We start from the raw sequence: 18,153 nt of genomic DNA on the forward strand, positions 1-18,153 counted from the left end.
GCTGAAGCCCGGCCTACTCAAATTCTGTAGGGCGGGCTTCAGCCCGCCACTTGTCTCAATACCTCAACACCTGACCGGCCTTGCTGACCACAAACTTGCGCACATCAGCAAAGCCCGGAGGGTTGCGTTCGGCGAGAACCTGAAACGGGCGCTGGGGCAGGATGATCGACCGTTGGGTACGGGTGGCTCCGGTCTCGGCCCCTTGCCCACCAAACGGGTCCAAAGCGAAGACCTCGCGCTCGACGGTCGAGAACCACCCGGCGCGCTCTTCGATCACCTCCTCGCTTTCAAGTTCCTCGGTGGTCCAGGCCAGCGCCCAATCCTCACCTTGCGGAGACTGTGCGTCCTCCAGCACCTGCCGCAGAGGGCCGGATTGCTCGGTATAGGCCGAGGAATACATCGGCCCGACGTGGATCCGGCGCAGGTGTTTGGGGTGTAGATCGTCGAAATCCTGATCAAAGCCTTTCGCGATGGTCACCAGTTTTAGCCCGCCTAAGGATTGCGCCATCAGATGCGCCTGCACCTCGGGCCAGCGGCGTTGGTCCTTGGGCAGGGCGGTTTTGCCGCTGTCCTCCAACTGCATCAGGTAGATGACCGGCAGGTTGATCTGGCTGTCATAGACCGCCCAGTGGATCATGAACTTGCGCCGTTCGCCCTCATTCCCGATCCAGTGGCATTCGGGATCGTTGCGGGCCCAAAACAGCTGACCTTTCAGCAATTCCTCGTAATAGAGCCTTTGGGACAGCGCGAATTGCAGTTTGGTCGGGATTTCCTGATCGCCAATGATCGTCCGCACCATGTCGGTTTTCAGATCGTCTTCCGAGGGCATATTCGCCAGATGCACCTGCGCCTGCTGCGCGTCATTCGCCATGGTCAGCAGCTCGGCCGCCACGGGGAATCCGCTGTCGCGCTTGTCCATGGCGAGGCTGCCAAAGAACCGCCCCGTATCGCGCCCGACCAGCAGGTATTTCATGGACAGAGCGCGGAAGGTGTAGAGCAACCCCGATAGGTAGCGCGACACGATCCGCACCTCTTGCTTGCTGATCGCGCCCTCCGCCTCCATCGTCGCGGCCACGCGCAGGAGGTGGACGGTGATCACCTCGAACTTGCGGAAATAGCGGCGCGAGGCGAAGGTGTTGGTCAAGCCGACATGGTCTTGAGTGGGATCAGTCATTTAATCTGTCGACCAATAAGTTTGTCGATGAAAGAAAGATAAACGTCGAATACCAACCAAACCATGCCCCAAATTGCCATCATTGCCGAAACTCCAAAAAGGCCGAGAGCTAGGATCGTTGGGGCCATGAACAACATCATTCTCAAATCGGGACCAAGGTATACAGGAAGCAACTGAACCAGATTTCCGAACAGGATGAGAAGCCCATTGAAGAGCGCGACGCACAGTGCGGCACCAAGCATCTTTAGCGGCGCTCTGGCTAAACTCTCACCCACCATACAAGTTCTTATCATGCTTCTCGACAATCGAGGCAAACCGGCGGGCAAAGCGTTCATCCGCCTTGGCCTTTTTCTCCAGCACGTCGCGGGCAAAGACCATGTGATCCTCATGCGCCTCAAGCATGTCGGCCATCTTCTGGTTGGTCGCGGTGCCGATGGCGGCCATGGCGGTTTGCGCCTCCTGGTCGGTCTGCACGCCGATCTCGTTGATGCGGTGGGCGACGTCCTGCTGCTGTGCGGTTTTCAGCGATTTGGTCAGAGCGTCATACAGCACCACGCGCTGCTGCGTGTCTGTCTGCAGCTTGTTGATCAGCACCATCTGCGTCGCCGCCTGGTTCTGCAGGGAATCGACCCAGGTCTTGCCCTTTTCGATATAGCGCTCCAGCGTTTGGCTTTTGGCCAGCTTGACTTGCTCTTCCTGAACCTTGGCGTTGTACTGCTTGTTCAACTCGGCCAATTCAGTCTCTAACTGAGTCCGCGCGGCTGCGTCCTGTTCGACGCTGATCTTGTTTTCCAGCGTTATGATCGTCGGATCCATACCCTGAATCTCAGTGCGCAGCGCTTCCAGTTCGGCCACCGTCGCCTCGCGGTCATCCAAAGTGACGGTCAGATTGTCCTCGACCTTCACACGTTGCTCTTCCAGCACCGACAATTGCCCTTCCAGCAGCTTCACGATCACATCGGATTTGGCGATCAGGTCCTGCAGTTTGTCGTCGATATTGGCGGTGCGCATACGCTCCTGCCGCATCGACTCGGATTTGGCTTTGGCGAAGATGCCGACAAACGACTCCCACCCGGTTTTCGACCGCATCTCGTCGAAATCTTTGGAGAACGCATTGGTGACGTCGTCCAGCCCCATGATCAACTCGGCGATATTGGCGTTCATCACCTCGGTATGGGCGTGCACGTCTTCAAGCGTGGCGTTTTCGATATCGATATCCGCCTCTGACGTGCCGATCTTGGCGCGTGCCGCTTCGATCCGCGAGGTCAGCCCTTCGATCTGCGACTGGCTTTCGCGCACTTTGGCCTGAGTTTCCTGAATCAATGCTTCAAACTGCTGGTTCGACATCTGTCCTATTCCTTTTTTTCTTATCTACCCAATAAGATAGGGGATGTTACACAGATTTACATCCCCACAAGCGGTAAAATCCCGCAGAGTGTCGCAAACTCGGACATGAAAAGATAGGCGGGACAACCCTAAGACGAACGGAAAGCCTAAGGCGCGCTTCTGGTACAACGCATCAGGATTGAGACGGGAACGAAAGCAACAATGGTACCCCAGAACGACAACGCCCCGCGTCTGGAGGAACGCGGGGCGTGTGTTGCGATAACCCAGAGAGGAGAAGATTATCGCGACGTGATCAAAGGCGTCAGTTCACGGCTTTTGCGTCAACCACATCCTTTTCAATCGCACTAGCTGAAGAGATCTCGATCCGGCGCGGCTTAAGTGCTTCGGGCACTTCGCGCTTCAGGTCGATGTTCAGCATGCCGTTTTCATGGCTCGCACCGGTGACGCGAACGTGGTCGGCCAGGGCGAAGCGGCGCTCGAATGCGCGGGTCGCGATGCCACGGTGCAGGTAGCTGCGATCCTTGTCTTCGGCGGATTTTTTGCCAGAGACAACCAACGAATTTTCTTTTACTTCAACTGACAGATCAGCCTCAGAGAACCCGGCAACAGCGACCGAGATGCGATAGGTGTCGGCATCGGTCTTTTCAATGTTGTAAGGGGGATAGCTGGGCTGAGCCACATCGTTGGTCAGAACCCGGTCCATCATGTCTGCGATCTGATCGAAACCGATAGTGGCGCGGTGAAGCGGTGCAAAGTCAAATGTACGCATGTCGTATCCTCATCATTGAGCGATTTACGAATTTGCCCTCCGGTATGGACGGGCGGTGAGTTTCCCGGACCCCAATCGTGGCGATCCGGTAAAATTCAGATGGGAAGCGGTTGGTTCGGGTTCAAGACCCACCGGCGCTGATGAATTTGGCACCCGAGCTGGATTTGTCTGATCCGGGCTGCAATCTGCGGATCGTGGCCGTTGGCCGGGGTGCATCACGGCGCAGGATCGCCTTCAATTCTGAAACGATTCCCGACAACTCCATTCCGTAACCGACTTTCTGACCTCCATTCGTTGAAATTGCCGAGGCAACCGACAATATCTGCCAGCGCGGCCCCTTCTTTGCCAGAATGGCCGAGCCAGACGATCCAAATGTGACGTCGCAGTTAAAGACGATCAGGCCCTGTCCACGCTGAAGAATGTGACAGGATCGCTGCCGCAGGATCGCGTCTTCCCTGCCGCGCCCATAAGATGCGACGCTGATTTCATTGTCGGTTACGCGGCCACTGTGCAGGGCAAACGGATCAGCAATAGAGTAGGGAATCGGCTCTTCCAGCCGCATTAGAGCCACATCAACCCGAACCCGAGGGGCCGAGACAGGGGCGTTCGCGACAAAATCCGGGTGCGCGGCGATCTGGATGACCTTCCGCTCGGCCAGCGCTTCGCCATCGCTTAGCCCGGCGCGAAATGTCACTTCGCCGGGGGCGTATGGTTTACCAGTCACCTTGTCCAGCGCGCAGTGGGCGGCCGTCAAAACGATATCCTGAGCAATCAAGGTGCCCGTGCAAAAACCCTTATCGCCAAAATCCAGTCGGCCAACCGCTTCCCATCCGTACAGATCATCCCGGTCCGTCAGACGGCGCTTGTTTCCGTTCTGGGCCTGAGATGTGGTTGCAAGAACTGAAAAACATAAAATAATTTTGAATAATAACCGGGTCATGGCTTAACGAATTTTGCTCCAAGATGTTTGGTGTTGTTGTCCAGAGACGCGTTCATACCTCGCCCTTGGGAAAGCTCGGCCTGCAACAATTCCAGAGATTCGTTCAAGTCGGTGCCCAGCGCGACTCGTTGACCCTGCATTTCAGCTTTGGCGGCTACGACTGAAACGATGCGAGGGCGTTCACCCTCAAACGAAAAAATCGGCGCTCCGGACGCTCCGAAATCCACGTCACAAGACATGATCAGGATGCCCGCCTGACGGCCGATGACTGAACAGACCTCTTGCAGAGACGGTGCTTCGGCCCGGTCATGGGCGTAAGAGACAACACCGACCTCTTCACCGCGAGTTGGGCGGTGTCCGGTTTCAAAAGGTATGACCGATGTGTTGCGGATCGGCTGCCAGAGCTCGATCAATGCGATATCGTGACGTACGCGAGTCGCCGATAAATCACCGACATATTTATATTCCGGATGCACCACCGTGCGCCGTGCCGGTCGATACGCCGACGCATGCCCAAGACGCCAACCCGCCAGAAACTCGATCCGCGCAGGATCAATCCGCTGTTTCGTCGCTTTGTCGAAAAGGCAATGCGCTGCGGTCAGAACCAGCGTTGGAGATATGAGCGATCCGGTACAGAACCCGGTTCCATCAATATCCAGCCGGCCAACCGCCATCCACTCTCGTCCAGCGTCAGTGGTATCAAGGCTTTTAAGCCCTGAATCCTGCGCCTGCCCTGCCAAAGGCAGCAAGCTAAGCGTAATAGCCGTGATCCAGTTGCGCACACAGGTCTCCGGTCAAGTGGTCCGATCAACAGTCGTATGCTGTGGGTACGGCGAAAATAGGGCAAATGCGGTCCGTCCTGGATTCGCTCTGATCTGATGCCCGCTTGCAGCAATTGGCTAACGTAATTGCGGTATGCCGCTGGTATCACCGTGCAGCGCGCGCGGTTTGGGCCCTCCTGTGGCCCAATCCAGCAGTTCGACGGTATGGACAACGGGCGTGTCGGTTCCGGACCCGATCTGCATCATGCACCCTATGTTTCCTGCTGCGATCACATCGGGATTTCTGGCCTCAAGCGAGCGCACCTTGCGCTGTTTTAGCTGACTGGAAATTGCAGGCTGCATAAGGTTATAGGTTCCGGCGCTGCCGCAGCATAAATGACTACTAGTAGGCTCTAACACAGTGAATCCAGCAGATTTCAACAGACTTTTGGGGTGGGTAGTAACTTTTTGGCCATGCTGCAAAGAGCATGCTGCATGGTAGGCAACGACCAGTTCTTTTTTGTCTCTGAATGGCAAATCCAACTGAACCAACAGTTCGCTGATATCCAGCGCCAACGCCGACACCCGCGCGGCATCTGCAGCAAGTGGGTCGTTGCGGAACATGTGGCCATAATCCTTCACCGTAGTCCCACACCCCGATGTATTAATGACAATCGCATCTAAGCCATCGCCATCCATTTCGCGCGTCCAGGCCCGGATGTTGGTGGCGGCAGAAGCGTGGCTTTCGCCCGTTTTACCCATATGATGAGTTAACGCTCCACAACACCCTGCCCCTTCAGCAACCACTACCTCACATCCCAAGCGGGTGAGCAGACGAATCGTGGCATCGTTGATGTCTGTATTCAGCGCTTTTTGCGCGCACCCTGTCATCAACGCCACACGCATGGTTCTTGAACCTTTTGGTGCAAAACTCTGGGGATCATCATTGCGACTAACCGGTGGAATATGCTTGGGCGCCATATCCAGCATCGCTTTCAGTCGCGCATCCGGCATCAATAACCGGAACGGGCGGCCCAGCTTTGCACCAATCAGCGCCCATCGAAAGCGCGTAGGATAAGGTAAGATTTTGGCCAGTATCCAACGCAGTGCCTGATCCGAGAATGGGCGTTTGTAATTATCTTCGATGTATTCCCGCGCGTGATCGACCAGATGCATATAGTGCACACCCGAGGGACAAGTGGTCATACAGGCGAGGCAAGATAAGCAGCGGTCGATATGCTTGACGGTCTTTTCGTCCGGGACACGTTCATTCTCCAACATATCCTTGATCAGATAGATGCGTCCGCGAGGACTGTCCAACTCATCACCAAGAACCTGGTAAGTGGGGCACGTTGCAGTACAGAAACCACAATGAACGCAGTTCCGCAGAATTTCATTGGACCGCTCAATCGCGGGGTCCTGCAGCTGCTTTTCGGTAAATGTCGTCTGCATCGTCTACCCCATAAGACCCGGATTGAACACGCTACGCGGATCGAATTTCAGCCGAATTGCCCTTGTTAGAGCCTTAACCTGATGGTTCTCTGGTTGAAACCGACCAAATCCGTCCATCGTATGGGCATCTGCACGTACAAGGCTCGCATGGCCCTCGAAGGCCCCCAAGCGCGCACGCAAATCCGTGCCCTTTGGCACCAGCGCCCATATCAAACCACCACCCCAATCAAGCAGGGTCCTCCCTGCTTCGATCCGATCCGCAATGACCAGGGCATCACCGGGTTTCACCGACAAGCGCCAGACATCGCCTTCCAGATCATGGAACGCACGCACATCGCGCAGATCAGCCCACCGCTTGCGCGACTCCTCCAACTCGGTGCATTCGTTGCCTAGGATTTCGCTCAATCGACTAGCCCGATAAGCGACCGAGTCGGCAAATCCCTCGATCCTCAAAAACGCCTGTCTATCCTTCGGATCATACGCCGCGCCGCTCACTTCGTATGGGGATTTCAGGGCAGTCGACATAAGATCAACTGCGGTTCCTACATCATCGGCACTGACAGCCAATGTGGCCTGAGTCTCTGGCTTGGGCAAAACCTTCAGCGAGACTTCTGACAAAACTCCCAATGTGCCCCATGACCCGGCCATCAGTTTCACCAAATCGTAGCCGGTGACATTTTTCATCACCCGTCCACCATTTTTGATGACTTGCCCAAGGCCATCGACATAACGGACGCCCAGCAGGAAATCCCGGCAGGCCCCGGCCTGAATTCTGCGAGACCCCGAGATGTTGGCTGCAACAACGCCACCAATCGTCGGTTCACCAGTCGTGCCCAACAAACCGCAGTGATCCATTGGCTCGAATGCCAATTGCTGACCCTCGGCATCCAGAGCCGCCTCAATCTCAGCAACAGGAGTTCCCGCACGCGCGACCAGAGTCAGCGCTCCGGGTTCATAGAGAGTAATCCCGCTCAGTCCAGCGGTACTCAGCTCCGGTTCCGCACCAACCACGCCGCGTGTACCACCGCCCGCAATACATACGGGTCCGTTAAGCCCAGCAACGGTTTCTGCAAGTTCAGCCTCGGTTTCAGGTCTCATTGCGTTCATCTTTTCACAAATTTCTTGAGGGTGAGGGCAAAGCCCCTATTCCGCCGCCATCCTACGCTCCGCTGACGCCGCCAATGGGAACACTTTGGCTGGGTTCAGCAGCCAGTTAGGATCAAATACATCTTTCACAGCCATCTGCGCCTCAAGGTCCTGAGCCGCATATTGATGGGTCATCAGATCGCGCTTTTCGATGCCAACCCCATGCTCCCCCGTCAGGCAGCCGCCGGCATCGACGCAAAGCTTCAGGATGTCCGCCCCGAACGCCTCGCATTTCTCAAGATCACCCGGTTTGTTGGCGTCAAAGAGGATCAATGGGTGCATGTTCCCGTCACCGGCATGAAACACGTTGCCAACAGGTAGGCCGTAGTCCTTGCTCAACTCTCCGATGCGGCGCAGCACAAAGGGCAGCGATGAGACCGGGATCGTCCCATCAAGACACATATAATCGTTGATCTGCCCCATCGCACCAAATGCCGATTTCCGCCCGAGCCAGATACGCGCGCTTTCATCAGCGGATTGGCTTTCGCGCAGCTCAACGGGATTGTGGTGTTTGGCAATCTCGATGATCTTCGAAAGCTGGCTGTCGATCTCAGCCTCTGACCCTTCAACCTCGACGATCAGCAACGCCTCACAATCGGGATAGCCAGCATGGGCGAAATTCTCGCAGGCTCTGATACACAGGCGGTCCATAAACTCGATTGCGACGGGTAGAATGCCCGATTTGATAATGTCAGAGACACAATGGCCCGCAACTTCGTTGTCATCGAACCCCATCAAAACAGGTCGCGCCCCTTCGGGTTTGCGCAAGATCCGCAGCGTTGCTTCAGTCACCACGCCCAGCTGCCCTTCGGATCCGCAAATCACGCCCAGCAAGTCCAACCCACCGGCATCCAGGTGCGCGCCTCCAATTTCGACCACACTGCCATCCATCATCACCATGGTGACGCCCATCAGGTTGTTGGTCGTCACGCCATATTTCAGGCAATGTGCCCCGCCCGAATTCATCGCGATATTCCCGGCGATGGCGCAGGCAAGTTGGGACGAAGGATCAGGGGCGTAGAAAAAATCCTCTTCTTCAACGGCTCCGGTCACACTCAAATTGGTTCGGCCAGTCTGCACCCTGATAAACCGATTGTCGTAGTCGATCTCCAACACTTCATTCATCCGAGCAACGCCTAGGATCACGCAATCCGCTGTCGGCAAAGCACCGCCGGCCAACGAGGTCCCTGCACCGCGCGGCACCACGGGCACACTCAGTTCGTGGCAAATGCGCAAAACATCAGAAACCTGCTGTGTTGTCGACGGCAGTACCGCCAACAAGGGCGGACATTTGTAAGCGGTCAACGCATCACATTCATATGCACGCGTTTCGGCCACATCGTGGATGACGGCATCCCCCGGCAGGAACTGCTGCAACCGCGCAACCAAAGCTTGCTTACGCGCCATGACATCCGGATTTGGTTGCGGCATTTCCATCGCTGACCCTCCATTTGGTAAAATTATATTACCAATTTTACCTGCTGGCAAGTTTCTGAATCCAGCAATAGTGTCGCGGCATGACCTGGATCGACCGCACATTGCTGTTCTCTCCGCTAGACTACGTTGCCGTACTGCTTCTGTTTGCAGCTTGGCTGGGAATTGGGTGGAGGATCGAGAATCCATCCCCTCAGAAACCGTCGGTGTCGTTGATGATGGATGATTTCCGCAAGGTCTGGATGCGAGAGATGGTGACGCGCCAGCCACGTGTGTTCGATGCACAGGTGATCTCGGCCATGCGTCAGGGCAGTACGTTCTTTGCGTCAACGATCATGATTGCAATTGGCGGCGGCTTGGCATTGCTTGGCAATACCGAGCGCTTGGCCGGAGTTGCCGAAGACCTTGCCATTGGCCGTGCGCCCGCAATGGTGTGGGAGGTCAAAATACTGATTATTCTTCTTTTTCTGTCGAACGCATTTCTGAAATTTGTCTGGTCGCATCGTTTGTTTGGATATTGCGCCATCTTGATGGCCGCGGTTCCAAACGACACCGATCATCCGCAGGCCTATGCCCGTGCCGCTCAGGCAGGCGATATCTGCATCACGGCGGCGCGCAGTTTCAATCGCGCGTTGCGGGCAACCTACTTTGCTTTGGCATCCATTGCCTGGATTTTGGGACCAATGGCATTAATCTTGAGCTCAGCCGTTACATTTGGAGTCCTATATCGTCGCGAGTTCGCCTCGCATTCGCGAACCGTCATGATGACAGCGCCACCAAACACAGAGTCGTGATCGCAATGCCGCGCCCGAGCGCATAGTTTGACCCTATGCGATATCTGATTCTCAGCGCCTTACTGGCCAGCCCCGCCTTCGCTGACTCTCCGACGATCGAACAGGTCTCGGCCCGTTCGAACGGTGATACCTGGCGATTCGATGTCACGATCCGTCATCCCGATACCGGATGGGATGATTATGCCGACGGCTGGCGAGTTCTGGATATGCAGGGAAACGAACTGGGGATGCGCGTGCTGCACCACCCTCATGTTGACGAGCAACCCTTTACCCGGTCTTTGGGCGGGGTGATGATCCCGGACGGGACCACGCAGGTGCAAATTCAGGCGCGCGACAATGTCGGTGGTTGGAGCGAAGACACGACAGTGGTCGATCTGAACTGACCTTCAGAACACCCCGAGGCTGAGACCTGCCGCCAGGGCCGCACCAATTTCGCGACAGTTATTCAGTTGGTCTTGAGGAATGATCTTCTCAGCCAGGATTGCCTCGGGCGTTTGCGCATGAGTGCAGATGATCAGAGGCGGTTGCACCTCTTTCAACCGCCACCCCGTTGCGATCCGTGCCATCTGTCGCGCGGCATTTTCACCATCTGATCCGGCGCAGACCATCTGCGCATAGGGTCGACCTTCGATCCTCCCCAGCACCGGATAGTAACAGCGGTCGAAAAACTCTTTCATCAGACCCGAAATCGCAGCCAGGTTCTCGGGCGCGCAGAAGATGTATCCATCAGAGGCCAGCAGATCGTCTGGCCCGGCCTGATCGGCGGATTTCAGGATGGTGTTCGCCTCGCCTCGCGCTGCATCGGCAGCGGCTTCGGCCATCTGCCGGGCACCGCCGGTGCGCGAATGGTAGACGATCAAAAGCTGCGCCATATCAGACCCTGTGATAGGGACCGCCCGACAGGATGGTTGCGGCCCGGTAGAGTTGCTCAGCCAGCATCACACGGACCAGCATATGGGGCCAGACCATTGACCCAAAGGACAGGGAAAAATCGGCCTCGGCCCGCAGATTAGGGTCTATTCCGTCCGCTCCGCCGATGATCAGCGCCAGATCCTGTCGGCCCGCATCGCGCCATCCACCCAGCTTTTTTGCAAAATCAGGTGAGGACATCACCCGTCCGCGCTCATCCAGCGTACAGATCACCGCGCCCTTGGGCAGAGCTTTCCGCAGCAGCGCGGCCTCGGCCCCCATGCCCGCGTTTTTCTTGTCTTCGACCTCGATCACCCGCGCGGGACCAAAACCCAGCGCACGGCCGGTTCGGTCGAAACGAGTCAGGTAATCATCAAGCAGGGATTTCTCCGGTCCGGCGCGCAATCGCCCGACCGCAACGATGCTGATACGCATGTCTCTCTCGCCTCCGGCCCCTCAATACGGGCCGGGATGGCGCCTCAATTCGCCGAGGCGCTGCCGCCCTGAGGCAGCCACATCTTTTCCAGCTGGTAGAACTCACGCACTTCAGGGCGGAAGATATGAACGACCACGTCGCCCGTATCGATCAGCACCCAGTCGCCGGCATCCTTGCCTTCGACCTTTGAGGTGAAACCGAATTCCTGCTTGATGCGATCCGTCAGCTTTTCCGCCATGGCCGAGACCTGACGGGTCGACCGACCCGAGGCAATCACCATGTGATCCGCAACAGAAGACTTACCTTGCAGGTTGATCTGCACGACGTCTTCGGCCTTGTCATCGGAAAGTGAGGAAAGGATACGTTCAAGCAGCTTATCGCTGATTGACTGAGAGTGGGCCATTACTTTGGCCCCATCATCGGCGGGCAAACCCGCCTGTGTATGTAGAGACAGGACATAGTCCTCCTTTGCAACGCGCCGCCAAATCCCCGGCGCTGGGGTACTAATAAGGTAACAAGGGGATTGCAACATTTCAATGAACGGGCTGCTTCACGCAGTGACATCGGCTCACTCTTTGGCGAGTTGTTGCGCCTCTGCGTCGTCCGGCAGCAGACGAACTTCACGTTGTGGGAAGGGTAGCGAGATGTCTTCAGCCTGGAATGCGTCCCACAACGCCAGATAAACATTGCCCCGGATGTTCGTCAGCCCTTTGGTCGGATCACTAATCCAGAACCGCAGCACGTAATCCACGCTGCTGTCGCCAAATCCGGTGATGTGGCAGACGGGTTCATGGGATCCTCCACTCAGCACTCGGCCAACCGATTTGACGGCCCGTATGGCTGTTGCCCTCACCTTATGAGGGTCGTCGCCATAGCTGGTTCCGAATTCCAGATCCAGTCGAACAAACTTGTCCGAATGCGACCAGTTCACCACCTGATTGGTAATCAAATCCTCGTTTGGGATCAGGTATTCCCGCCCATCGCGCGTGACAACCGAGACATAGCGCGCGCCCAGCGCATTGATCCAACCGAACGTATCGCCCAGCGAGATCACATCGCCCGGCTTGATCGATCGGTCCATTAGAATGATGATGCCCGAAATCAGGTTCGAGACCACTTTTTGCAGCCCGAACCCGATCCCTACACCAATCGCGCCCGACAACAGCGCAATCCCGGTCAGATCAAAGCCAAGCGTGCGGATCGCAGCCATGAACACCGCACCATAGAGTAGCACCTGAATTCCCTTGGCGAGTAACACCTGCATCGATGGCGTGATGTCATCATTGCTCTTAAGCCCGCGTTCAGCCGCGCGGGTTCCGATCCTTGCGAGCGTTAGTAGAATGCCGATCAGCAGGACGGCTTTGATGATCCCCAGCGCCGAGATATGGAGATCACCTATCGAGAGTGCCACACCGTCCAGAAAACCGGCGACATCATCCGTCAGATTCAGCGCGATTAGCGTTGCATAGACCCACATGGACCATTTGAAAATCTGCCGCAGTGTCCGGTTGCGCACCAAGCGCGATACCAACGCAATGGCCAACCAAGCCGCTGCCAGGGTCGCAAATACACCTATGATATAGCTACGCGAAGGCCACGTTGTTTGCTGCATGACCCAGTAGAGCCCCCAAGTCAGCAGCACGAAATAGACCAGCGTCAAACGCCGCATCAGTTGGATCAGAATGCGCAGCCGCCATTTCGGCCAGCCGGTACGCGCGCGCGCCCATACATCCCATCTTTTTTGCGTCAGAAGTTTCAGAAGAAACGCCAACGCCCATAGGAACAGGATGATAACCAATTGATACTGCCGCCAACCGGGCGTGACCATCAGCTCGATCAAATTTTCAATTTGTGCTGAAAAGGCCGCCGTCATATTGCCGTAAAGCTCGGACAGCGTTTCTGGTAACAGATCCTGGTTCATGCCTGCCAGCTTGGCCATCCATGTGAGGGGATGCAAGCCCATACCCGGATTGAACCTTGATTGACGGCAAACCCCGTTATATCTGGAGCGCATGAGACTCAATGTGGCCCAAGAACAGAATCTGGAAGACCGCGCGCGCCTGCGTGAACGGTTCTTTGGTGCCGCCCGCACGGTTCTGGCACGCCTACCCGTCGCCTAAGCCACCTCGCCAGCTATTTCTCATTAAATACGGGAGAGGACCGATGTCCCCCAAAACACTCTATGACAAAATCTGGGATGCCCATGTCGCGCATGAAGCCGATGATGGCACCTGCCTGCTGTATATCGACCGCCATCTGGTGCACGAAGTCACCAGCCCACAGGCGTTCGAGGGCCTGCGCATGGCAGGCCGCAAGGTGCGCGCGCCAGAAAAAACCATCGCCGTGCCGGACCACAACGTTCCGACCACTCCGGACCGCGTGAACGGGATCGAAAACCCGGAATCGCGTATTCAGGTCGAAGCTCTGGACAAGAACGCCAAAGATTTCGGCATTCATTACTATCCTGTGCATGACGTTCGTCAGGGCATCGTCCACATCGTTGGCCCCGAGCAAGGCTGGACCTTGCCCGGCATGACCGTTGTCTGCGGCGACAGCCACACTGCGACTCATGGTGCATTCGGCGCTCTGGCCCACGGCATCGGCACGTCTGAGGTTGAACACGTTCTGGCCACGCAGACCCTGATTCAGAAGAAGTCCAAGAATATGAAGGTGGAAATCACTGGCAAACTGCAGCCAGGCGTGACCGCCAAAGACATCACCCTGGCCGTGATTGGTGAGACTGGTACCGCTGGCGGCACTGGCTACGTCATCGAATACTGTGGCGAGGCGATCCGCGATCTGTCGATGGAAGGGCGTATGACCGTCTGCAACATGGCAATCGAAGGCGGCGCGCGCGCTGGCCTGATCGCACCGGATGAAACCACCTTTGAATATGTCAAAGGCCGCCCGCATGCCCCCAAAGGTGCACAGTGGGAAGCCGCAATGGACTGGTGGAAAACGCTTTATACAGACGAGGGCGCGCGTTTCGACAAAGTCATCACGCTGCGTGGTGAAGATATCGCACCAGTCGTCACTTGGGGCACCAGCCCCGAGGATGTGCTGCCGATCACTGCATCCGTACCGCATCCCGAAGATTTTGAAGGTGGTAAAGTAGACGCGGCCCGCCGTTCGATCGAGTACATGGGTCTGGAAGCCGGTCAAAAGCTGAGCGACGTTGAAATCGACACTGTTTTCATCGGCTCTTGCACCAATGGTCGGATCGAAGACCTGCGCGCTGCGGCGGAAATCCTGAAAGGCAAGAAGATCAAGGACGGCATGCGCGCCATGGTCGTACCAGGCTCGGGTTTGGTGCGTGCACAGGCCGAAGAAGAAGGTTTGGCCGAAATCTTCAAAGATGCCGGGTTCGAATGGCGTCTGGCAGGATGCTCGATGTGTCTGGCGATGAACCCCGACCAACTGCAGCCGGGTGAGCGCTGTGCAGCGACTTCGAACCGCAACTTCGAAGGTCGTCAGGGCCGCGGTGGGCGCACCCATCTGCTCAGCCCCGCAATGGCTGCCGCAGCGGCAATCACTGGACGGCTGACAGACGTCCGTGAAATGATGTAAGACTCTCTCATATCTAGATATTTGATGGAGAGACTAACATGAGTGATTGGGTCAAATGGCTACTGCTGGGACTTTTGTCCATAGCATTCGGTGTGTTCGTATTGGGCGCGCCGGTCGTGGCGTCCGTTGCCGTAACAGTAGTAACCGGTGTGTTGCTGCTGATCGCAGGCGGATTGCAGATCGTTGGTGGCTTCACGGTTGAAGGCGCTGGCAACAAAATCCTGTCACTCATCATGGGTGCGGTCATGCTGTTCCTGGGCTGGTCCTTTCTGGATCACCCGCTGCAGGGCACGCTGACGCTCGCGACTGTGGTGCTGATCCTGTTCATGGCAGGCGGCATAGCGCGGATCATCCTGTCGTTCCAAATGAAGGGAACACAGTTTTTCTGGCCCACGATGATCTCGGGCATCTTGTCGATCATCCTCGCAGGCATCATCTGGAGCTATGTGGGGCAAGAGCCGCAGGCGTTGCTGAGCATACTGGGGATCTTCCTGGGCATCGAGATGCTGTTCAACGGGTTCGGATTGGTCTTCATGGCGTTCTTCGTCAAGAACGCACCCAAGGACGAAACAACGGAAGCGAAAGAAGCTTAAACGCGGGGCATGGGCGCGGCCCTCTCCCGCAGGAGTGTAGAAATGGAAAAGTTCGAAAAAGTCCACGGGGTAGCCGCCCCAATGCCGTTGATCAATATCGACACCGATATGATCATTCCCAAAGTGCACCTAAAAACCATCAAGCGGTCCGGCCTTGGCGTCGTGCTGTTTGACGAGATGCGTTATCACGACCACGGCGGCGAGAACGAAGAGTTCGTGCTGAACAAACCCGCCTATCGCCAAACCGAGATTCTGGTGGCGGGCGACAATTTCGGCTGCGGCTCATCCCGTGAACATGCGCCTTGGGCGATCAAGGATTTCGGCATCAAGGTCGTGATCTCGACCAGTTTCGCCGACATCTTCTTCAACAACTGCTTCAAGAACGGCATCCTGCCCATCGTGGTGGAAGAGGAACATCACGCGATTCTGATGGATGACGCGCATAAGGGCGAGAATGCTCGTATGACCGTGCATCTGGAAGATCAGCAGATCACCACATCGGATGGCGTGGTCATCGAATTCGACATCGACCCACACCGCAAACACTGCCTGCTGAACGGTCTGGACGATATTGGTCTGACGATGGAAAAAGACCATCACATCGACAAGTTCGAGGATCACGCAAGCCAAGCCCGTCCCTGGGTATGATTCTGGGGACGAATCTGTTGATACTCAACTTAACGGGGTCGCAAGCGCGGCCCCGTTCGCATTCTTGGGGTTAAATCTCCCCAATCTACTACATCTAGGTATCATTTTGATATACACGTCGGATTTGCGTCGAAATTGATGCAATCCCGCACCAGTTGCGCCATCATTTTGCCCGAAACTCAGTGTTTTCTGCACTCTGACTTGAGCGAATTACCGCTTATCAGCCAAGGTGGCACCTAACAGGTAGCCGCCAGTGAACAAGTGGCGCGCGCAAGTTGGACGACAAGTCGACTTAGAATCGACAGCTCCGGTTTGGAAAGGGTTCGGATTGTGATTGCACGCACGACGGGCGCGGCGATACGTGGATTATTGGTGGCACTGATGGTGCTAACCCCCGCGTTATACCTGCCCACATCGACGTCTAACGGGACTGAGATTATCGTCTTTCTGGCGATCCTTGCGTTTATTCTAACATTCTCTGAATATAATTCAGCCTTCCCCAGCTTTATCGAATTCCGTGACGCCCCGCCGGTAAACAGGTTGCGTTTTGTTGGCCTGATGTCGATGGTCACCTTTTTAACGCTGATCTGTAAGAATGCGTATGCCCCCACGGATCTTACGGGCGTATTCTATTCTATTGGCTTGATGGTCGCGAATGTGGTGGACTTTCCCTATTCGCCTGTTCGGCTCGTGGTTCTTGTGCTTCCCGGAAACGCCAGCGCAGCACTTATTGAGCTTGTCAGTATATCAGCCAGCATCGCCTATGTCGCGGCTTTGGTCACCATCGCGAGCTTTGCCTACGCCGTAAAACTCAGAGGATGGCCAACAGGAAATGGCGCGTTCAACGTTTGGACCAATCTGCCTTTGTTTGACCCGACCAAGGGTGGAGATGTTGTTGCCCGATTGCAGCGCGATGGGCGGCTGAACATCGCAATTGGGGCGTTGCTGCCCTTCCTGATCCCTGCCCTGATCAAGCTGATGGCTGCATTCATCACTCCGATAGCGCTCGGCAATCCGCAGACGTTGATCTGGACCCTTTGCGCATGGGCCTTCCTACCGGCCAGCATGATCATGCGAGGCATGGCGACCCTGCGCATTGCCGGCCTGATCGTTGAAAAACGCCGCGCATACTCAACTTCCGAGTCTACTCAAATCGCATGATCCGCCTACTGTTTCTGTTGCTGCTGCCGTTTGCGGCACATGCAGAGACATTGCGCATCGCAAGTTACAATACTGAACTTAGTCGCAAGGGACCTGGCCTGTTACTACGCGACATCCGGCGGGAAGATCCACAGGTTACGGCGGTTATTGAGGTGTTGGTAACAACCCGCCCAGACATCGTTGCACTGCAAGGGCTCGATTGGGATCTGGACGGGCTTGCGCTCGACGCTCTGATTGATGCACTGGAAGGCCATGGCTTGAATTATCCCAACAGCTATTTCGAGCAACCCAATTCGGGGCTCGAAACCGTTGAAGATCTAGATGGGGACGGAAAAACTGGTGGTCCGGGCGACGCACAGGGATGGGGGCGCTTCACGGGCCAAAGCGGCCTGGCAGTCTTATCCCGCTATCCCATCGCAGCCAGAGAGGTCCAGTCCTATACCGAGATGCTTTGGAACGAACTTCCCGGTGCCCGGTTACCAAAAATAAACGGAAATCCATTTCCCTCGCCTCAGGCACAAGCGATTCAGAGGCTGTCATCCACATCACATTGGGTCGTCCCGATCGACACCCCTGTTGGTCGTATCAATTTGATGACGTTTCACGCCAGCCCCCCTGTCTTTGATGGTCCCGAAGATCGCAACGGGTTACGCAACCGGGATGAAGTTCGATTCTGGTCGCTACTGCTGGACGGTAAATTGGGGCCTTCTCCTTCAGATCGGTTCGTCATCGCAGGCGATGCCAATCTGGACCCGCACAACGGCGAAGGGCACAAGGCTGCAATCAACGATCTTCTTGCCGACCCTCTGATCCAAGACCCAGTGCCATTGGACCCTGCCGGATCGGCCGCAACAGTTCAGTGGAAAGGGGTAGGCGAAATGAGAGTGGATTACGTATTGCCCTCATCCGATTGGCACGTGCACGATGCAGGTATTTACTGGCCTGAGACCGAAGCCCGAGCTTCGGCAGAAGCAGCAAGCCGTCACCGGCTTGTCTGGGTCGATCTCATCAACCAATAGGCG

21 protein-coding genes are annotated in these 18,153 nt (G+C 56.2%); 8 read left to right on the forward strand and 13 right to left on the reverse strand.

The window, feature by feature from the left end; translation table 11 throughout:
• Positions 1-55: 55 nt before the first annotated feature.
• The 9 genes from ACR0JR_RS19640 to ACR0JR_RS19680 form a co-directional block, all read right to left on the reverse strand.
• Positions 56-1,174 (reverse strand): hypothetical protein, encoded by a 1,119-nt coding sequence (locus ACR0JR_RS19640; RefSeq protein WP_480457636.1) that lies wholly within the window; start codon positions 1,172-1,174, stop codon positions 56-58.
• Positions 1,171-1,452: a hypothetical protein gene (locus ACR0JR_RS19645; protein WP_480457637.1), complete on the reverse strand. Its 282-nt coding sequence runs from the start codon at positions 1,450-1,452 to the stop codon at positions 1,171-1,173. Before ACR0JR_RS19645 ends, ACR0JR_RS19640 begins: the two co-directional genes overlap by 4 nt.
• The gene (locus ACR0JR_RS19650) at positions 1,442-2,521 is read right to left on the reverse strand and encodes a hypothetical protein (protein WP_480457639.1); all 1,080 of its coding nucleotides are present in this window, start codon (positions 2,519-2,521) and stop codon (positions 1,442-1,444) included. Before ACR0JR_RS19650 ends, ACR0JR_RS19645 begins: the two co-directional genes overlap by 11 nt.
• Before the next feature lie 301 nt (positions 2,522-2,822).
• On the reverse strand, positions 2,823-3,290 hold the full coding sequence (locus tag ACR0JR_RS19655; protein WP_170775845.1) for an Hsp20 family protein: 468 nt from the start codon (positions 3,288-3,290) through the stop codon (positions 2,823-2,825).
• A gap of 121 nt (positions 3,291-3,411) precedes the next feature.
• A complete protein-coding gene (locus ACR0JR_RS19660) occupies positions 3,412-4,230 on the reverse strand; it encodes a trypsin-like serine peptidase (protein WP_480457641.1) in 819 nt (272 codons plus the stop codon).
• Positions 4,227-5,012 (reverse strand): trypsin-like serine peptidase, encoded by a 786-nt coding sequence (locus ACR0JR_RS19665; protein ID WP_480457643.1) that lies wholly within the window; start codon positions 5,010-5,012, stop codon positions 4,227-4,229. The genes ACR0JR_RS19660 and ACR0JR_RS19665 overlap by 4 nt, the downstream gene beginning before the upstream one ends.
• 117 nt (positions 5,013-5,129) lie before the next feature.
• Positions 5,130-6,443, reverse strand: a complete 1,314-nt coding sequence (gene glcF / locus ACR0JR_RS19670) for a glycolate oxidase subunit GlcF (protein ID WP_480457644.1) — start codon at positions 6,441-6,443, stop codon at positions 5,130-5,132.
• A 3-nt stretch (positions 6,444-6,446) separates the two neighbouring features.
• Positions 6,447-7,541, reverse strand: a complete 1,095-nt coding sequence (locus ACR0JR_RS19675; protein ID WP_480457646.1) for an FAD-binding protein — start codon at positions 7,539-7,541, stop codon at positions 6,447-6,449.
• Between the two features lie 45 nt (positions 7,542-7,586).
• Positions 7,587-9,026, reverse strand: coding sequence for an FAD-linked oxidase C-terminal domain-containing protein (locus ACR0JR_RS19680; RefSeq protein ID WP_480457648.1), 1,440 nt, complete (start codon positions 9,024-9,026; stop codon positions 7,587-7,589).
• Between the two features lie 80 nt (positions 9,027-9,106).
• Between ACR0JR_RS19680 and ACR0JR_RS19685 the strand changes: the two genes are divergently transcribed.
• Both ACR0JR_RS19685 and ACR0JR_RS19690 read left to right on the forward strand, forming a co-directional pair.
• Entirely contained in the window at positions 9,107-9,817 is a 711-nt protein-coding gene (locus tag ACR0JR_RS19685) for a DUF599 domain-containing protein (RefSeq protein WP_480457650.1), read from the forward strand.
• A gap of 35 nt (positions 9,818-9,852) precedes the next feature.
• A complete protein-coding gene (locus ACR0JR_RS19690; protein WP_260023665.1) occupies positions 9,853-10,200 on the forward strand; it encodes a hypothetical protein in 348 nt (115 codons plus the stop codon).
• 3 nt (positions 10,201-10,203) lie between these two features.
• On the opposite strand, the gene ACR0JR_RS19695 is transcribed toward ACR0JR_RS19690, so the two are convergent.
• The 4 genes from ACR0JR_RS19695 to ACR0JR_RS19710 all read right to left on the reverse strand — a co-directional run bounded on the left by ACR0JR_RS19695 (position 10,204) and on the right by ACR0JR_RS19710 (position 13,083).
• Positions 10,204-10,689 (reverse strand): flavodoxin family protein, encoded by a 486-nt coding sequence (locus ACR0JR_RS19695; RefSeq protein WP_480457651.1) that lies wholly within the window; start codon positions 10,687-10,689, stop codon positions 10,204-10,206.
• A 1-nt stretch (position 10,690) separates the two neighbouring features.
• Positions 10,691-11,161: a 23S rRNA (pseudouridine(1915)-N(3))-methyltransferase RlmH gene (gene rlmH, locus ACR0JR_RS19700; protein ID WP_480457653.1), complete on the reverse strand. Its 471-nt coding sequence runs from the start codon at positions 11,159-11,161 to the stop codon at positions 10,691-10,693.
• 44 nt (positions 11,162-11,205) lie between these two features.
• Positions 11,206-11,565: a ribosome silencing factor gene (gene rsfS / locus ACR0JR_RS19705; RefSeq protein ID WP_039541351.1), complete on the reverse strand. Its 360-nt coding sequence runs from the start codon at positions 11,563-11,565 to the stop codon at positions 11,206-11,208.
• 165 nt (positions 11,566-11,730) lie between these two features.
• The gene (locus tag ACR0JR_RS19710; protein WP_480457655.1) at positions 11,731-13,083 is read right to left on the reverse strand and encodes a mechanosensitive ion channel family protein; all 1,353 of its coding nucleotides are present in this window, start codon (positions 13,081-13,083) and stop codon (positions 11,731-11,733) included.
• Positions 13,084-13,174: 91 nt separating this feature from the next.
• On the opposite strand from ACR0JR_RS19710, the gene ACR0JR_RS19715 reads away from it, so the two are divergent.
• The 6 genes from ACR0JR_RS19715 (at position 13,175) to ACR0JR_RS19740 (ending at position 18,150) form a co-directional block, all read left to right on the forward strand.
• Positions 13,175-13,282, forward strand: a complete 108-nt coding sequence (locus ACR0JR_RS19715; RefSeq protein WP_010438763.1) for a hypothetical protein — start codon at positions 13,175-13,177, stop codon at positions 13,280-13,282.
• 43 nt (positions 13,283-13,325) lie between these two features.
• Complete coding sequence (leuC, locus tag ACR0JR_RS19720) at positions 13,326-14,729, forward strand: 3-isopropylmalate dehydratase large subunit (RefSeq protein ID WP_010438762.1); 1,404 nt, start codon at positions 13,326-13,328, stop codon at positions 14,727-14,729.
• 38 nt (positions 14,730-14,767) lie between these two features.
• Positions 14,768-15,322 carry an HdeD family acid-resistance protein gene (locus ACR0JR_RS19725; protein WP_010438761.1) on the forward strand — a complete coding sequence of 185 codons (555 nt, stop codon included), beginning with the start codon at positions 14,768-14,770 and terminating at the stop codon, positions 15,320-15,322.
• A gap of 42 nt (positions 15,323-15,364) precedes the next feature.
• On the forward strand, positions 15,365-15,970 hold the full coding sequence (leuD, locus tag ACR0JR_RS19730) for a 3-isopropylmalate dehydratase small subunit (RefSeq protein WP_010438759.1): 606 nt from the start codon (positions 15,365-15,367) through the stop codon (positions 15,968-15,970).
• 330 nt (positions 15,971-16,300) lie between these two features.
• The gene (locus tag ACR0JR_RS19735) at positions 16,301-17,131 is read left to right on the forward strand and encodes a hypothetical protein (protein ID WP_480457657.1); all 831 of its coding nucleotides are present in this window, start codon (positions 16,301-16,303) and stop codon (positions 17,129-17,131) included.
• A complete protein-coding gene (locus ACR0JR_RS19740; RefSeq protein ID WP_480457659.1) occupies positions 17,128-18,150 on the forward strand; it encodes an endonuclease/exonuclease/phosphatase family protein in 1,023 nt (340 codons plus the stop codon). Before ACR0JR_RS19735 ends, ACR0JR_RS19740 begins: the two co-directional genes overlap by 4 nt.
• Positions 18,151-18,153 lie beyond the last annotated feature (3 nt).

Source organism: Ruegeria sp. AA3 (assembly GCF_056542905.1).

Coding starts and splice junctions, on each gene's coding strand:
- ACR0JR_RS19645 (WP_480457637.1), bottom strand. CDS start 1,452: ATGGTGGGTGAGAGTTTAGCCAGAGCGCCGCTAAAGATGCTTGGTGCC.
- ACR0JR_RS19685 (WP_480457650.1), top strand. CDS start 9,107: ATGACCTGGATCGACCGCACATTGCTGTTCTCTCCGCTAGACTACGTT.
- ACR0JR_RS19640 (WP_480457636.1), bottom strand. CDS start 1,174: ATGACTGATCCCACTCAAGACCATGTCGGCTTGACCAACACCTTCGCC.
- ACR0JR_RS19660 (WP_480457641.1), bottom strand. CDS start 4,230: ATGACCCGGTTATTATTCAAAATTATTTTATGTTTTTCAGTTCTTGCA.
- ACR0JR_RS19740 (WP_480457659.1), top strand. CDS start 17,128: ATGATCCGCCTACTGTTTCTGTTGCTGCTGCCGTTTGCGGCACATGCA.
- ACR0JR_RS19690 (WP_260023665.1), top strand. CDS start 9,853: ATGCGATATCTGATTCTCAGCGCCTTACTGGCCAGCCCCGCCTTCGCT.
- ACR0JR_RS19655 (WP_170775845.1), bottom strand. CDS start 3,290: ATGCGTACATTTGACTTTGCACCGCTTCACCGCGCCACTATCGGTTTC.
- rsfS (WP_039541351.1), bottom strand. CDS start 11,565: ATGGCCCACTCTCAGTCAATCAGCGATAAGCTGCTTGAACGTATCCTT.
- ACR0JR_RS19695 (WP_480457651.1), bottom strand. CDS start 10,689: ATGGCGCAGCTTTTGATCGTCTACCATTCGCGCACCGGCGGTGCCCGG.
- leuD (WP_010438759.1), top strand. CDS start 15,365: ATGGAAAAGTTCGAAAAAGTCCACGGGGTAGCCGCCCCAATGCCGTTG.
- rlmH (WP_480457653.1), bottom strand. CDS start 11,161: ATGCGTATCAGCATCGTTGCGGTCGGGCGATTGCGCGCCGGACCGGAG.
- ACR0JR_RS19715 (WP_010438763.1), top strand. CDS start 13,175: ATGAGACTCAATGTGGCCCAAGAACAGAATCTGGAAGACCGCGCGCGC.
- leuC (WP_010438762.1), top strand. CDS start 13,326: ATGTCCCCCAAAACACTCTATGACAAAATCTGGGATGCCCATGTCGCG.
- ACR0JR_RS19675 (WP_480457646.1), bottom strand. CDS start 7,541: ATGAGACCTGAAACCGAGGCTGAACTTGCAGAAACCGTTGCTGGGCTT.
- ACR0JR_RS19650 (WP_480457639.1), bottom strand. CDS start 2,521: ATGTCGAACCAGCAGTTTGAAGCATTGATTCAGGAAACTCAGGCCAAA.
- ACR0JR_RS19710 (WP_480457655.1), bottom strand. CDS start 13,083: ATGAACCAGGATCTGTTACCAGAAACGCTGTCCGAGCTTTACGGCAAT.
- ACR0JR_RS19725 (WP_010438761.1), top strand. CDS start 14,768: ATGAGTGATTGGGTCAAATGGCTACTGCTGGGACTTTTGTCCATAGCA.
- ACR0JR_RS19680 (WP_480457648.1), bottom strand. CDS start 9,026: ATGGAAATGCCGCAACCAAATCCGGATGTCATGGCGCGTAAGCAAGCT.
- glcF (WP_480457644.1), bottom strand. CDS start 6,443: ATGCAGACGACATTTACCGAAAAGCAGCTGCAGGACCCCGCGATTGAG.